General features: G+C 69.0%; 12 protein-coding genes and 1 pseudogene. 8 read left to right on the plus strand and 5 right to left on the minus strand.

The genetic code is table 11. The features are described 5' to 3' along the window. Positions 1-257 precede the first annotated feature (257 nt). Positions 258-938, plus strand: a complete 681-nt coding sequence (locus tag FXF52_RS37835) for a hypothetical protein (RefSeq protein ID WP_148804482.1) — start codon at positions 258-260, stop codon at positions 936-938. 212 nt (positions 939-1,150) lie between these two features. Next, on the plus strand, positions 1,151-1,648 hold the full coding sequence (locus tag FXF52_RS37840) for a YfbM family protein (RefSeq protein WP_255472791.1): 498 nt from the start codon (positions 1,151-1,153) through the stop codon (positions 1,646-1,648). 145 nt (positions 1,649-1,793) lie between these two features. Here FXF52_RS37840 and FXF52_RS42180 read toward each other — a convergent pair whose 3' ends face one another. After that, positions 1,794-2,204 (minus strand): hypothetical protein, encoded by a 411-nt coding sequence (locus FXF52_RS42180; protein ID WP_255472792.1) that lies wholly within the window; start codon positions 2,202-2,204, stop codon positions 1,794-1,796. A gap of 338 nt (positions 2,205-2,542) precedes the next feature. Here FXF52_RS42180 and FXF52_RS43920 point away from each other — a divergent pair, with 338 nt between their 5' ends. Then, positions 2,543-4,240, plus strand: a complete 1,698-nt coding sequence (locus FXF52_RS43920) for a lamin tail domain-containing protein (protein ID WP_148804484.1) — start codon at positions 2,543-2,545, stop codon at positions 4,238-4,240. A gap of 317 nt (positions 4,241-4,557) precedes the next feature. On the opposite strand, the gene FXF52_RS44315 is transcribed toward FXF52_RS43920, so the two are convergent. Continuing rightward, positions 4,558-5,079, minus strand: a complete 522-nt coding sequence (locus tag FXF52_RS44315) for an integrase core domain-containing protein (RefSeq protein WP_370518080.1) — start codon at positions 5,077-5,079, stop codon at positions 4,558-4,560. 15 nt (positions 5,080-5,094) lie between these two features. Here FXF52_RS44315 and FXF52_RS43645 point away from each other — a divergent pair. After that, positions 5,095-5,316: pseudogene (locus FXF52_RS43645) on the plus strand (ArsR/SmtB family transcription factor); the annotation flags it as partial. A 260-nt stretch (positions 5,317-5,576) separates the two neighbouring features. Here the strand turns inward: FXF52_RS43645 and FXF52_RS37870 are convergent. Continuing rightward, entirely contained in the window at positions 5,577-6,485 is a 909-nt protein-coding gene (locus tag FXF52_RS37870; protein ID WP_148804486.1) for an alpha/beta fold hydrolase, read from the minus strand. Positions 6,486-6,571: 86 nt separating this feature from the next. Here FXF52_RS37870 and FXF52_RS37875 point away from each other — a divergent pair, with 86 nt between their 5' ends. Both FXF52_RS37875 and FXF52_RS37880 read left to right on the plus strand, forming a co-directional pair. Beyond that, positions 6,572-7,195, plus strand: coding sequence for an ABATE domain-containing protein (locus FXF52_RS37875; RefSeq protein ID WP_148804487.1), 624 nt, complete (start codon positions 6,572-6,574; stop codon positions 7,193-7,195). 201 nt (positions 7,196-7,396) lie between these two features. Beyond that, positions 7,397-8,794, plus strand: coding sequence for a bifunctional UDP-sugar hydrolase/5'-nucleotidase (locus FXF52_RS37880; protein WP_148804488.1), 1,398 nt, complete (start codon positions 7,397-7,399; stop codon positions 8,792-8,794). 145 nt (positions 8,795-8,939) lie between these two features. Here the strand turns inward: FXF52_RS37880 and FXF52_RS37885 are convergent, their stop codons facing one another. Then, positions 8,940-9,692, minus strand: a complete 753-nt coding sequence (locus FXF52_RS37885; protein ID WP_255472793.1) for a MerR family transcriptional regulator — start codon at positions 9,690-9,692, stop codon at positions 8,940-8,942. A 13-nt stretch (positions 9,693-9,705) separates the two neighbouring features. After that, positions 9,706-11,088: a serine hydrolase gene (locus FXF52_RS37890; RefSeq protein WP_148804489.1), complete on the minus strand. Its 1,383-nt coding sequence runs from the start codon at positions 11,086-11,088 to the stop codon at positions 9,706-9,708. Between the two features lie 551 nt (positions 11,089-11,639). Between FXF52_RS37890 and FXF52_RS37895 the strand changes: the two genes are divergently transcribed. Then, a complete protein-coding gene (locus tag FXF52_RS37895; RefSeq protein WP_148804490.1) occupies positions 11,640-12,647 on the plus strand; it encodes an ABC transporter ATP-binding protein in 1,008 nt (335 codons plus the stop codon). Beyond that, positions 12,644-13,999, plus strand: coding sequence for an ABC transporter permease (locus FXF52_RS37900; protein ID WP_148804491.1), 1,356 nt, complete (start codon positions 12,644-12,646; stop codon positions 13,997-13,999). Before FXF52_RS37895 ends, FXF52_RS37900 begins: the two co-directional genes overlap by 4 nt. Positions 14,000-14,080 lie beyond the last annotated feature (81 nt).

The raw sequence follows: 14,080 nt of genomic DNA on the forward strand, positions 1-14,080 counted from the left end.
CATCTGGCATTACGTCACCGCGCATTCCTACCGGCCGCCGGCCGAGTTCATCGAGGCCGTCAAGCAGTACGACCACGGCTGGACTTCGGAACCGAGCCCGTGGGTACCCCAGGATGCTCAGCGCATCACGTTCGATTGAGCGGCGGGCGCTTGTGGCGTCGCGCTCATGGAGTGCGGGGCAACCGAAGGTGCATGGTCGCCGCCAGCGGCGACTCAGGTAGGTGATCGAGTCGGCGCCTGCCGCGTAAGGTCACCCGGTGACCGTGTACGACATCGCCGTCAGGCTACCCACCATTGACGTGCTGCGGAAGCGCTGCAAGGCACTGGCCGTGCTGGAACGCATCATCGACGGCGGGGAGCCCTACTACGTCTACACCCCGGCGTGGGGCAAGGATGAGGCGGCGCTGATGAGCAACGGCAGCGGTGACGAATGGGCAGTCGTGTTCACCGCAGACGGCGCGTTCATCCGGGTCTTCGATCACGAGTCAACGATGTCGCCGTACGGCGATCCGGACCACGAGTTGTGGCCAGGCCTGACTGACGGCATCCCGGCGGTGTTGCGTCCGCAACTGGAGGAACCCGCGTTCTGCGATGAGACGGGGCAGTTCATCGCCACCGCGGTGCTGTGGCGGCTGACCGGTGACGACCACTGGCACGCCGGAGAAGGCATTACCTTCCCACCGCTGCGCGGACCGTACGACGACACCGGGCCCGACGGTTCCGGCATGCTCGAGATCCTGCTCGACGACATCGTTGACCGGCTCGTCGAGTTCGTCAGGGACTACTACGAGATCGAGGTGGACCGGACGGTTGTCGAGCACGTCGTCGCGCACCGGCCGCTCACCGACGCCGTGATACGGGCGCTGAACCCTCACCTCACCGTCGCCGATCTATGGAAGGACGTCGCCACGATCGGTTACCCGATCGCCGCGACGTAGCGGCACCCTCGGCTCGCGGAGCGCCTGTCACGCGCCAGTGGCGCCTGCCTGGCGGCAAATGCGTGCGGGGTTCAGGCGGGTATGAAGCGGGCGTTGGCGAAGGTTGATCTGAAGCTGCCGATGCCGACGGCGGGTGTCGTGCCTGCTGCCGGGAGCTGCGGGTCTCCGCGACGAGAAACGAACGGACTATTCGGGAGGGCCTGCTCATGGGCATGGAGTTGATCGGACGCCGGTTGTCGGCCGATGAGCTGCGAGCGGTGCTGGACGATCCGACGATGGTTGACCTGCTGCTCTACGGCGACCTCGACGACGATGACGCCGAGATGCCCGAACCCGAGCTCGATCTGAACAAGTCCTGGCACGCCCTGCACTACCTGCTCACCGGTACCGCATGGGAGATCGGTGACGGGGCCGGTGCGGCGATCCTCGGCGGCGAGGAGATCGGCGAGGACGGCGGCTACGGACCGGCACGCCTTCTCGACGCCGAAACGGTCCGCGAGATCTCCACCGCGCTCGACACGCTGGACGTCGACACGTTGCGCGCTCGGTACGACGTCAAGGCGATGATGGCCGCCGACATCTACCCGGGATTGTGGGATCGCGGCGCCGGCGACTTCGACACCGAGTTCGCGCCAGCCTTCGCGGACCTGTGCCGGTTCTACCGGGCGGCCGCCGCACACGGCCAAGCGGTACTCCTTGCCATTACCTGATTCCTTCCTCGGGACGCCACCGGTCGGGCGGGCCGGCCGCAACCGGGGCCGCGCTGACCACCGAAGCGCCGGCGGGAAACCGTATACATCGTCTGCGTCGGACGAGGACGTCACATACCCGTAGACGCGACCCTGGTGGATGAATTCAGATCCATGTCCAAGGACGGAGGGCTCTCCACAGGCGTCCCCGCCATCGCGCACGCCGAGGATGGAGGAAGAGCTCGATGTCCTCCAGCGCAGTGACGGCGGCACCGCCAACATAAGGGGCCGACCGAACACGGCGAAGGGCGGCAACTACTCGAGGTTCATCCAACTGGCCGTACACCCTCGCCAGGTGGCCCAAACACGTGGCGGCGAGGGCCTTCACCTGGCGATCCTCGTGATCGAGTAGCCCAAGATAGAGTTCCTGCAGTTCCTTCCAGTCCCCGTCGCCGTACAGCGCGGCACCGACCATCGCATCCAGGGCGCTGGAAAGCTCGCCGCGATCAAGCGCCGCGCGCACATCAGCGGGCGTTGCCGGCGGCGGGTTGTGGAAGACATGATGCGTATGGCTCATGGGCCACATCCTTGCTCACCCGACAGCGGTGACCGTTGGTCAGCTGGGCGCCGTGCTGGACTGGTGCGGGATGCCCAAGGCCCGCTACCAGCCGTCAGTCGCAGTCCTCGGCGGCGGGGCCCCGCGACTTCGCAGTCGAGGAAGTCCTCGCGCACTGCGGCCAGCCGTCGATCGACCCGGTCGATCGGTCCGGCAGTCGAATGTTCACCCACACGTGGCTGCACGTTTTCAGCATGCGCCATTTACGCCCGAGGGCCGGGCCGGGACACTTCCCTCAGCCCGCCAACAGCATGGTTGCGGGCCAGTCCCGCAGGCCAACTCGGAAGGGTCTCTTGTAGATGAAACTCAGGCTCCGCGCGTTCACAGGGGTGGCCCTGGCCGCCGCCGCGACGCTGGTAACGCTCACCACCACCCCCGCGGCGAATGCCGCCGCCTCGGTTCCGTCGCAGGGATCGCCGACACAGCTCGACGTCGGCAACTGGAACGTCGAGTGGTTCGGTGCGCCGGACTTCGGCCCGACCAACGAGGCGCTTCAGCAGCAAAACGTCCGCGACGTCATGGCGGGCGCCGACATGGACGTGTGGGGCCTCTCCGAGGTCGTCAGCACCGCGGCGTTCGACACACTCGTGGCCGGCATGCCCGGGTACACCGGGGTCGTGGCCAACGACCCGATCGTGACGAACGGTGCCCAGTACTACTCGGACTTCAGCAACACCGAGCAGAAGGTCGCCCTCGTCTGGCGCTCCAGCATGGCCACCCTGGTGAGCGCGAAGGTCATCCTGACAAACCAGAACAGCAACTTCGCTGGCCGCCCACCGGTGGAGTTCACGTTGCGCGGCACGTTCGACGGTATCACCCGTGACCTCGTCTTCATCGTCCTGCACGCGAAGTCCGGGTCCACCCAGGATGCGTGGAACCTGCGCAACCCCGCGTCGCAGGCCCTCAAGTCCTACCTCGACACGACCTACCCCACACAGAACGTCTTTGTCATCGGTGACTGGAACGACGACGTCGACACCTCTATCACACCCGGAAAGGCTTCGCCCTACGCCAACTTCGTGAACGACGCGGCGCGCTACACGTTCCCGACGCGGGCCCTGTCGCTGGCGGGCGTGTCGTCGACGGCGGGCTACCCGGACTTCATCGACCACCAGCTCACCACCAACGAGGTGCAGGCGAAGTACGTCGCCGGCTCGGCGACCGCCTTCCAGCCCCAGGCGTATGTCCCGAACTACACGACGACGACCAGCGACCACTACCCGGTGCTGGCTCGCTACGACTTCGTCATCGGCGGTGGCGGCGGCGCGAACCAGCAGCCCACGGCGTCGTACACGCACTCCTGCACCGCTCTCAACTGCACCTTCACCGATGGCAGCACCGACTCCGACGGCATCATCGTGAGCCGCAGCTGGGACTTCGGCAACGGCCAGACCTCGACGGCGATGAACCCGACCGTGACCTACGCATCGGCCGGAACCTACGCGGTCTCGCTGACCGTGACGGACAACGGCGGGGCCACCCACACCACGACCCAGAACGTCACGGTCACCGCCGGCGGTGGCGGCGGACCCGCCAACGTCATAATCAACGAGGTGCTGGCCAACGAACCGGGCAGCAGCACCGCTGGCGAGGCCATCGAGATCGTGAACACCGGTGGCACGGCAATCAGCATCGCCGGCTGGACCGTCCGTGACGGGTCGGCAGTGCGGCACACGTTCGCGGCCGGTACGACGCTGCAGCCCGGCAAGGCGATCACCGTGTTCGGCGCGGGCTCCGCGATCCCCGGTGGCATCGTGGCGGTGGCAGCCAGCACCGGCGGCCTCAACCTGTCCAACAGCGGTGACCAGGTGATCCTGCGGGATTCGGCCGGAGCGACGGTCCAGTCGATGGGCTACTCCTCGAGCCAGGCGGACTCCGACGGGGTGTCCATCAACCGAAGCCCTGATGGCTCGGCGACCGGCGGCTGGGTCAAGCACAACACCATCAGCTCGCTGTCCCGCTCGCCCGGCCAGCGCGCCAACGGAACGGTGTACTGAGCCCCGATCCACCGGCTTGACTTCGAAGTGATCGTTTAGCGGGATTCGGGCTGGTCGGCCCCGGTGTCGGGTAGCCGGAGTTACCACACTCCGGCTACCCGACACACCGGGGCCGGAACGGGCTGGGACCTCCATGAGTGGCGGCACTCCGGCCTGACCCACCTCGGTGAACAGGGCGCGTCGCTGCTGATGCTCATGGCCAACTCCCGGGGCGCCGTTGCATCACCTGGTCCGCTGGACGGCTGGTCAGCGGGCGGCGGCAGGGCCGGCATGGGTGCCGGCTGCGGCGGCGGGGCTGGTGGCTTGCGCCGACCGGCTCACGGCGCGATCTCCAGGTCGTCGTCCTGCGGTAGATCCGCCTCGGCGGTGTGGCCATGCATCAACTCCAGAGCCCTGGCCCGGGTGATTCGCCTGTTCCGCAACGCTTCCATCACGGCCTGTGCGTAGGCGGGCGATACCCGTACCGACGCAAGGTCGGGCTGCGGCGCCCAGCCCAACGCCTCCATGAACTCGGGGCTTGACCCCTGATCCTGGACACGGGGTTTATGCGGCCGGGGCCAGCGTAGCCGGGGCTGGCCGGATGTTCTTCTCGTAGTGATCGGTGATTGCTGTCCGAGCCGGGAGTGACGTCGGACGGTGTTGTAGCGGTGCAGCCAGCGGAACGCGGTCAGTCGTGCTTCGCGTTCGACGGTGAAGGCGCGGCGGCCTTGTAGGGATTGGCGTTTGAAGGTGGCGTTGAACGACTCCGCGGCGGCGTTGTCGGCGGAGCTGCCGACCGCGCTCATCGATTGCCGGAGCCGTCTGGCAGGCGGCGGCGAAGGCTCGCGGCGAACGACCATCCTCGCTCCGGACAGTTGCGCCGTCTGATCGGCGACTCCCGCTCGGCCCTGCTCCGAACCCTCGCCACCCCCGCGATTACCAGCCAACTCGCGGCCCAACTCGGCATGACGCTCGGAGCGGTCGGCGGCCATCTCGCCGTACTGCGTGACACTGGGTTGGTCGCCAGGAGCCGGACCGGCCGATCGGTGCTCTACCGCCGCACGCGCCTCGGTGACGACCTCGCCGCTGCGGACTGAACGTCACCGGTCCGGCCCCTGGCGGACTGTGGTTGCGTTCGCCCCGGACGGCGGTCGCTAGCGAACTTCGGGTCAGCTGACCGCTGCCCTCCCGGCCCGCGTCGGCCTCGCCGCAGCCACCACCGTTCCGCTCACCTGCGTGACCGCTCTCGGCCTGCCTGGGATGAGGCGGTCCAGCGTCCCTGCGGTTCAGGATCGCCAGCGTGGGAAGGGCTCGCGGCCTGCTCGAGCTCCGGTTACGCCCGGCCGCAGGCCCACTGTCACCAGCCGGACCGGCTGAGCCGGTCGAGGAAGTCCGCCATGAGCGGGGCGATTTCGGGCAGCTTCTCCTCGAGCGCAAAGTGACCCGTGTCGAACAGATGCAGTTCCCCGTCCGGGACGTCCCGGAGGTAGGCGTGCGCGCCCGACGCGGGGAAGAAGGGGTCCTTGCGTCCCCAGACGATCAGCGTGGGCGGCCGGTGCGTGCGGAGCCACTCCTGCCAGCGGCCGTACTGGCGGAGGTTCGACTTGTAGTCGAACGCTAGGTCGATCTGCGGCTGGCTGCGGCCCGGCTGGTCCAGGAAGTGCTGGTCCAGGGTCCAGCCGTCGGGTGCCACCTCGTCCGGATTCGAGGTACCGCCCTCGTACTGAGCGCGGGTGGCGGGCAGGGTCAGCAGCGCGCGGACCTGCTCCTCGGCGCCGGGGTCGTCGCGGTCCAGCGCGATGAAGTTCCGCGCCATATCGGACAGCCCCTCGTCGTACGCGTTGCCGTTCTGGACGATGAGGCCAGCCACGCGGTCCGAGTTGCGGGTGGCGAGCCGGAAGCCGACTGGGGCACCGAAGTCGAACATGTACAGCACGAATCGACTGAGCCCGAGGACGTCAACGAAGCGCTCCATCACGTCGGCCAAACGGTCAAAGCAGTAGCTGAAGTCACCGCCAGCTGACGCGGGCGTGGGCACGTCGCTGTGGCCGAAGCCCGGATAGTCCGGGGCGATCAGGCGATGACGGTCGCCCAGCACATCGATGAGTCGCCGGTACTGATGCGAAGCCGAGGGGAAGCCGTGCAGCAACAGCAGAGGTGGCCGAGTCAGGCTCTCCTGCTCCGAGGGGACGGACTCCCGATAGAAGATCCGCAGCCCGTCCACGTCGACGTGCCGGTGGGCAACCCGGGTCACATTGACAGCCACTTTAACATCCTTTCACGAGGGTAATGATGCATTAGAACTACCGCGCCATGAGCTAACGCGTCAAGACGCTGAGGTACCATTAGGTAGTGAGGGACCTGACCCCGCTCGTCGGCGAGCCGCTGGCGCTCGACCTGATCAACACCGTGGTCCGGCACGCCGGCACCAGCGTTGACCTGCTGGCCACACCGGCACAGTTGCAGGCATGGCTCGCCGCCCAGGCCGAATGCGTTCCCGACCTCCCCGAGGTTGTCTCCGACGGGATCACGCCGGACGACGTGGCCATGGTCCAGGCCGTACGCGGTCACATCGCGGTCGCCGTCGACCATGCCCGGCGCGGCCTGGCACCTCCCGCCGCCGCGATCCAGGGCATCAACGACAGCCAGCGCAGGGCCCCGGCCGTTCGGGAGCTGCGGTGGCTGTCGGGAGCGGTCGAGGCACGCGTTCGCCGTGGGGGAAGTCTGGGCGAGCAGCTTGCCGCTCGTCTCGCCGAAGCCGCCGTCGACCTGCTCACGGACCCGGCGTTGGCCGCGGTACGCCAGTGCGAGGCCGAGAGCTGCGTCGTGCTGTTCCTGCCGGCACATCCCCGTCGTCGCTGGTGTTCCCGCACTCGTTGTGGCAACCGAGCCCGCGTCTCCCGCTACTATCAGCGCCACAAGGCCGAACGATCAGGGCAAGCCGGTGCTTCCGGTGCTCGGCAGCACCGACACTGAAGTCGCACCCACTCCGCCCGCCAAGAAGCTGACCGTCGTCACACCGACGCCGGGCAGGCCCTCCTTCCCGGCACCGCTGCACCCGATGGACGGCGTCGGGCATGAGCCGCGATACGGCAGCGGGCCCGGGTCCTGGGTGCGGAGGCCGACGAGGCGCCCGTTGACGAGCTGGACATCTCCTCCGACTTCCTGATCAACCACATGATGCGCGGCAAGTGCTTCGGCACCGTCGGCGTCGACAGTTGCTTCACCGACTCGACCGGCCGGCGGTTCCACGGCGCTGACTTCCCGTTCCTGACCGGCAACATCGTGGACGCCACCACGAACCGATCCATCCTCCCAGCGGCCACCGTCGAGTGGGTACGCGGCGCCACCGGCCGCGCGGTGCCCGTCGGTTTCATCAACGTCACGGTGCCCGACACGCCGTACGGCACCACGTCGTACCAGCCGGCCCTCGCCTCGCTGCCGTCCGTGCAGACCGCCAACCGGTACGCCGCCGAGTTGAAGCGCCAGGGCGTGCAGGCCCTCGTGCTCAACCTGCACGACGGCGGAGTAGCCTACGGTAGCGGCCGCGACTACAACGGGTGCCAGGCACCGTCCGGCCCCGCCTTCGACGCGGCCCGGGACGCCTCGCCGGACATCGACGTTATCGTCACTGGCCACTCGCACAACCAGTTCAACTGCTCCCTGCCCGACCCGGCGGGCAACCCGCGTCCAGTGGTGGAAGCCGGCAACGCGGGCAAGCTGATCAACGAGATCAACCTGCAGATCGACCCGCGGACAGGTGACGTCATCCGCGCCGCCACCCGGTCAACCAACCACCCGAACACGCGAGACGTCACGCCGGACCCGATCGTGTCGAAACTCGTGGACTACTGGACACAGCGCGCCGGCGAGGCGTATGCCCGGCCGGTCGCGACCATCACCGGCGACGTCACCCGTGCATTGAACCCCGCCGGCGAGTCGACCCTCGCCGACCTGGCGTCCGACGCGTTCTGGGAGGACGCCAACTCCAGCGAAGCCGGCCGGGCCGACCTGGCGCTGGTCGCCGCCGCCCCGAAGGGGCAGTCCGTGCTCCGCGCCGACCTGCACTACGCCCCCGGCACCAGCACTGCCGGTGACGCCCCCGGCCGAATTACCTTCGGCGAGGCGTACACGTCCATCGGCTACGACAACCCCGTCCTGACGATCTCGATCACCGGTGCCAGGTTGAAGCGGGCGCTGGAGAGCCAGTGGCAGGTACGCCCGGACGGCACGACCGCCTTCTACCCGCTCGCCGTATCGCGGAACGTGCACTACACCTACGACAGCGGCAAGCCGATCGGCGATCGCGTCCAGCCGAGTGATGTCCTGATCGACGGCAATCCGTTGCAACTGGACCGGACCTACCGGGTTGCGGTGCTGGCCTACACGGCGATGGGGGCGGACGGGTCGGACATCGCCGACACCATGGTCAACGCCGTCGGTGCCAAGCAACTGGACCCGGCGACGCGGCCGTACCGGAACAGTAGGGATCGCGAGGCCATCCGGGGCTACCTGACCCGACACAGCACCGTGGCGCCACCGGCTGTCGACCGGGTCACCGCCCGTACCGCTTAATCGGATCAGCAGCCGAGCGGACAACAGCCGGCCGGGGCTACCAGCGCCCCGGCCGGGTGACGGTGCGGACGGCGTGCCTCGGCGGCCTCGCCGACTGATGGGAGGCATTCCGGGGGCTATCGTGACCCATGCCCTGGTGCCGGATTCAAGGGACTTCCTTCGCCAGTTCGGCGATCCGCGCCCAGGCCGGTGAGGAAGCGCCGGCCGCCACGCCGGCGAGCCGGGTGATTGTCGGGTCGGGCGGCGGCCCGGCGGCGCCGCTGCCGTCCTGTCCGGCGTACCATCGCCGGGTCCGTTCGGCCAGCGCGGGCAGGCGCGGATCGTCCGGTGACCAGTCGAAGGCGGCGTCGTAGTCGAGGTACAGCGCTCGGAACTCGGGATCGGCGATGGCCGCCAGTTTGTCGGCGATCCAGGCCGCCGCCTGCTCGGGCGCCACCGACTGCAGCAGGATCCACAGGTCGCGCTCGAGTAGTACGGTGCGCTCGCTGACTCCTATCTGGCGCAGCCGCTCCAGGTAGCCGGTGACCTCTGCCGAGACGAACAGCCGGTCCCCGCTGTGGAGCTGGGCGATCCGCTGCCGGGTCCGGCGGATCTCCTCGGCCCGCTTCTGCAGGTTACGGTCGATCTCGTCGAGCGCTGCGGCGAACCGCTCCGGCCCAGCTCCGAGCAGCTCCTTGATCCGGGCCAGCGGCACCCCGGCCTCGACCAATGTCCTGATCTTGACGAGCTGGATCGCGTGCTTGGCGCCGTAGCGCCGATAGCCGGACGAATCGCGTGGCGGTTCGGGCAGCAGACCCCGGTCGTGATAGACCCGCACCGCCTTGATCGTCACGCCGGCGTAGTCGGCGAGCTGGCCGATGGTCAGCAGGTGCCGCCCGTCGGCCAGCTCGTCGCTCATGAACCGCATCGTGTCAGACGGACGCGCGCCGGGTCATCCGGCCGCCGGCGCACCGGTACGCCGCCCCGCCGTGGTAGGACACCAGGTAGTGCGACGGCAGCCCCTCCAGCGGGATCCCGGCCGGGGCGAAGAGATCCTTCCCGACCGGCACGTAGCGCTGCGGCGGTGCCGTGAACGAGCCGCCCACGAAGCCGGTGAAGATGCGCTGCTGCACCTCGTCCGCCGGCTCGTATGTCACCTGTTCCTCCAGTCCTCCGTCCACGACGCGCACGTCGACCCGGAGCTGGTTCGAGCGGTACGTCCCCGCGTACGGCTGAAGATCGACTGCCTCCGGCGCGTAGGCCGGAGTCTCCACCGTGCCGAACCGGCCTGCGAGCCAGGGCAGCAGCTCGTCGTGCAGCGCCAACGCCCGCGAATCGTTTCCGTACGCCGCGAACACCAGGTCGTGCTCCGGCACGACGACCAGCACCGCCACCCCGCCGGGCGAGGCCCCGGACATGGTCAGCACCGTCGTGCCGCCGAGCGACCGCACCAGCCAGCCGAGGCCGACGGGCGAGGTGTTCGGCGTACCCATGTCGTGCGCGACCGACTGCATGCGCGCGACCGACTCCGCTGACAGCACCCGCGTGCCCGACGGTGCCAAGCCGTCGCCGAGATGGACCCGCCCGAATGCGAGCAGGTCCTCGATGGTGCCGATCGGCGTGCCGCCGGCCGGCCCCCACGTCTGCGGCAGCATGAACATGCCGGTCGGCCGGACGCCTCCGGTGGCCGGGTCGGGGAAGTGCCCGATGGCAGTGGAGCGCAGGATGGCGCTCTCGGCGGAGGTGCACGCGCCGGCCATCCCGGCGGCCGCGAAGACGTCACGCTCGAGCAACTCGTGGTATGGCCGGCCGGTGACCACCTCGAGCAGCCGGCCGGCGACGATCATGCCGCCGTTGGAGTAGCTGACGTACTCGCCCGGCGCGAAAAGGGTGCCGCATTCGTGGCCGAGCCGCTCCACATAGCTCTTGAGGGCGTCGCGGCCGACCGCGTCCGGGAAGAACAGGTCGGCGTCGATGCCGCTGGTGTGCGTGACGAGATGGCGGACGCGGATCTTCTCGGCCGCGCCGGGCGTGGCCAGCCGGAACTCCGGCAGGTAGTCGACGACCGGCGCGTCGAGGTCGAGAGCGCCCCGCTCGACCTGCTGAAGCACCAGCGTCGTCGTCATGATCTTGGTGATGGACCCGAACAGGAAGCCGGTGTCCTCGCGCATCGGCGCCCCGGTGGCGACGTTCGCCACACCGTGAGCGACGACGGCCTGCTCCCCGGCACGGTAGATGCCGGCGACGAATCCGGGAACCTGGGTGGCCTCGCAGAAGGCGGCGGCCCGCTTGCTGATGTGTGCGATCTCGTTCATGTCATCGATCCTCGAACCCTGCCCCAGGGGCAAGGTCAAGCCCCATTTTTGCCCGCGTCGCCGTGCTGGTCGCGCTCGTTTGAGGAGTTGTTCCAGACCGCCAAGGACGAGACAGGCCTGGACCACTACCGAGGTCCGCCGCTACGACGCCTCGTACGCCCACATCACGCTGTCCATGGCCGCCCTGGCCCACCTGGTCGACACCCGCGCCGCCGAGCAGACACGCCATCACCCGAGCCGATAAGGGGGCGGCGATCCCGGCGCAGACGAACTCGTCCCGCTCAGCAGCAACGAGATCCGCCGCCTGGCCGCCCGCCTCGCCCAAGGCGGACGCGCCGTGATGCGCCAAGCCCTGCACTGGTCACGATGGCGCCGCAAAGGCGTTCGAGTCGTTTGCGGTAGTTGCAGTATTAGCCGTTTATTTGGACGTTTGCAATACGTTCAGCAAATCGATCGGGTCAGGTCATCTGGACTCCTTAGCTTCGCCGTCGAAGGAATTTGGAGTTGGCAACTGTTTTTGGCTGCTCGCGGCCAGATGGGACGAGACCCCGATGCAACCAGCTGCTGCCGTTCGTGCGCGCGGCATCACCAAGACCTTCGGCGATGTCATCGCCCTCGACGGAGTCGATCTCGACCTCCCCGAGGGGCAGATCCACGGGCTCGTCGGACCCAACGGCGCCGGCAAGACCACTCTCCTGGGCATGCTGCTGGGCCTGGCGGTGGCCGACGGCGGCTCACTGGAGATCCTCGGCTCACCGGTCGGGCACATCCTGTCGGTGCCCGACGGCGTCACGGGCTTCGTGGACGGCCCCGGTCTGTATCCCGAGCTGACGGCGCGCCAGAACCTTGCGGCCCTGGTCTCCCTGCGGAGCGGCGCCGGCCGCTCCGCCGACGTCGACGAACTGCTCGACCGGGTCGGGCTCACCGAGGTGGCGGGTGACAGCGTCCGCGGCTTCTCACTCGGCATGCGGCAGCGCCTCGGGCTGGCCGCCGCCCTGCTCGGCGAGCCGCGTCTGCTGGTCCTCGACGAGCCGGCCAACGGCCTCGACCCCGCCGGCAAGCGACAGGTCCACCAGGTCCTCACCGACCTCGCCGAGGCCGGCGGCACCGTGGTCCTCTCCAGCCACCGCATGGACGACCTCGCGGCGCTCTGCGACGACGTCACCCTGCTGTCCACCGGCCGGGTCGTCTTCTCGGGCCCGGTGCACAAGCTGGCCACGGAGAGCGGCGAGCTCGACTACCGGCTCGTCACGACCGACGCCGACGGCGCACGCCGGCTCGCCGACGACATCCCGGGCCTGAGCCAGGTCGCGGGCCGGAAGTCGCAGTCGCAGTACGACGACCAGTCGGTCGTCGTGCGGGGCCCGGAGCCAGCCCTCGACGACCTGGTCGCCCGGCTCGTCGGCGCGGGCATCGCGATCCGCGAGCTCGGCCCCGTCGTGCCCCCTCTGGAGGCCGCTTTCCTGGCGCTCACCAGCGCCGACGCCGACACCGACCCTGGCCCAGACGCCGTCATCAGCCCTGCCTCCACCCCCGACCTCCAGGAGACCTCCCGATGACCGCGGCCATCGTCGACGCCCCCGTCCGCACGCAGCCACAGCCCGTGGCGCTGAGCCGCTGCTACAAGTTCGAGCTGGTCAAGCTGGTCTCGCAGTGGCGCGTCCGGCTGGTCTTCCTGGCGTGCCTGCTCGCCCCGGCCATCTACACGGCGGTGATCAGCCAGCAGACCTCCCTTCCCGCCGACGCGGTCTACGGCCGCTGGATGAACCAGTCCGGCTGGGCGGGCTCCCTGGTCATCCTCGTCTTCATGGGCACGTTGGTGCTGCCCCTGCTCACCTGTCTCGTGGCCGGTGACGTCTTCGCCGTCGAGGACCGGCTCGGCACGTGGCGGCACCTGATGGTCGCGGTGCGCTCGCCGCGCCGGATCTTCGTGTCCAAGGCGATGGCCGCGCTCACCGTCACCCTGGCGCTTCTCGCCGCACTCCTCGTGTCGTCGCTGGCCGGCGGACTGCTGGCGCTCGGCACCCAGCCGATGCCGGGACTGGACGGGCACATCATGGACTCCGGTGAACTCACCCGGACGGTCCTCCTCGGCTGGCTGACCATCGTCCCGCCCACGCTCGCCTTCTCCGCGGTCGGCCTGCTCGGGTCGGTCGCGCTGGGGCGCTCCCCGCTGGGCCTACTGATGCCGGTGGTCATCGCGCTCATCCTCGAAGGTGTCCAGCTGATGCCGGTCCCGGTGGCGCTCCGGGTGGCGACGCCGATGAACGCCTTCATTACCTACCGCGGCCTCTTCACGGCCCCAGGTCAGCTCGGGTCGCTGTGGATCGGGCTCGCCGTCAGCCTGGCCTGGACGGCGCTGGCCACCTACCTCGCCTACCGGCTCTTCGTGCGTCGCGACTTCACCGACCTGGCCTACGACGGCATGGGCCGCCGCTTCCTGGTCGCGGGTCTGGCCCCGCTGGCGGGCCTGGCCGCGGTCACGACCGTGGTCGTCGCCGTGACCACGGGTGCCAACGGCACGGGCATCGAGCGGCCCAAGCTCGAGGCCTCGCTGGCAACGTCGTTCTCGCACCTGTACGTCCTGCAGACCGAGCAGCTCAACCGGCAGGCGGTCACCGAGGAGCAGCTCCACGCCACGGCCAAGTGCGACAAGGCCGGGGAGCGCGTCGAGGACCACGGTCCGGGCGCCGACTGGCGCTGCGTCGTGACGTGGACCCTCCCTGGTACGACCGCGACCGGCAACGCGATCTACCAGCTCGACGTGACCGCGGACGGACGGTACGTCGCCGACGGCGACGGGCCGAAGGAGGTCAACGGGTTCTTCCAGGTCGCCACCCCCCTGGGTGACCGACCGAACCCGCTGTGGCAGTTCGACGGAGTCGTCGACCTGCTGGCAACTACAAAGTGAAGGGAAACCAGATGAACGTAAGGCGCAACCGCGTCGTGAAGCGGCCTCGTCGTCGCCTCCTGCGCTCGTTGCCCACCGGCC

The organism is Micromonospora sp. MP36 (assembly GCF_008119785.1).
In the GTDB taxonomy this organism is placed as follows: Bacteria; Actinomycetota; Actinomycetes; order Mycobacteriales; family Micromonosporaceae; genus Micromonospora.

What these genes read in the sequence shown, in the direction of transcription:
- FXF52_RS37900 (WP_148804491.1), top strand. Translation starts at nt 12,644, where the DNA reads ATGACCGCGGCCATCGTCGACGCCCCCGTCCGCACGCAGCCACAGCCC.
- FXF52_RS44315 (WP_370518080.1), bottom strand. Translation starts at nt 5,079, where the DNA reads ATGGTCGTTCGCCGCGAGCCTTCGCCGCCGCCTGCCAGACGGCTCCGG.
- FXF52_RS43920 (WP_148804484.1), top strand. Translation starts at nt 2,543, where the DNA reads ATGAAACTCAGGCTCCGCGCGTTCACAGGGGTGGCCCTGGCCGCCGCC.
- FXF52_RS37880 (WP_148804488.1), top strand. Translation starts at nt 7,397, where the DNA reads ATGATGCGCGGCAAGTGCTTCGGCACCGTCGGCGTCGACAGTTGCTTC.
- FXF52_RS37895 (WP_148804490.1), top strand. Translation starts at nt 11,640, where the DNA reads ATGCAACCAGCTGCTGCCGTTCGTGCGCGCGGCATCACCAAGACCTTC.
- FXF52_RS37840 (WP_255472791.1), top strand. Translation starts at nt 1,151, where the DNA reads ATGGAGTTGATCGGACGCCGGTTGTCGGCCGATGAGCTGCGAGCGGTG.
- FXF52_RS37890 (WP_148804489.1), bottom strand. Translation starts at nt 11,088, where the DNA reads ATGAACGAGATCGCACACATCAGCAAGCGGGCCGCCGCCTTCTGCGAG.
- FXF52_RS37885 (WP_255472793.1), bottom strand. Translation starts at nt 9,692, where the DNA reads ATGAGCGACGAGCTGGCCGACGGGCGGCACCTGCTGACCATCGGCCAG.
- FXF52_RS42180 (WP_255472792.1), bottom strand. Translation starts at nt 2,204, where the DNA reads ATGAGCCATACGCATCATGTCTTCCACAACCCGCCGCCGGCAACGCCC.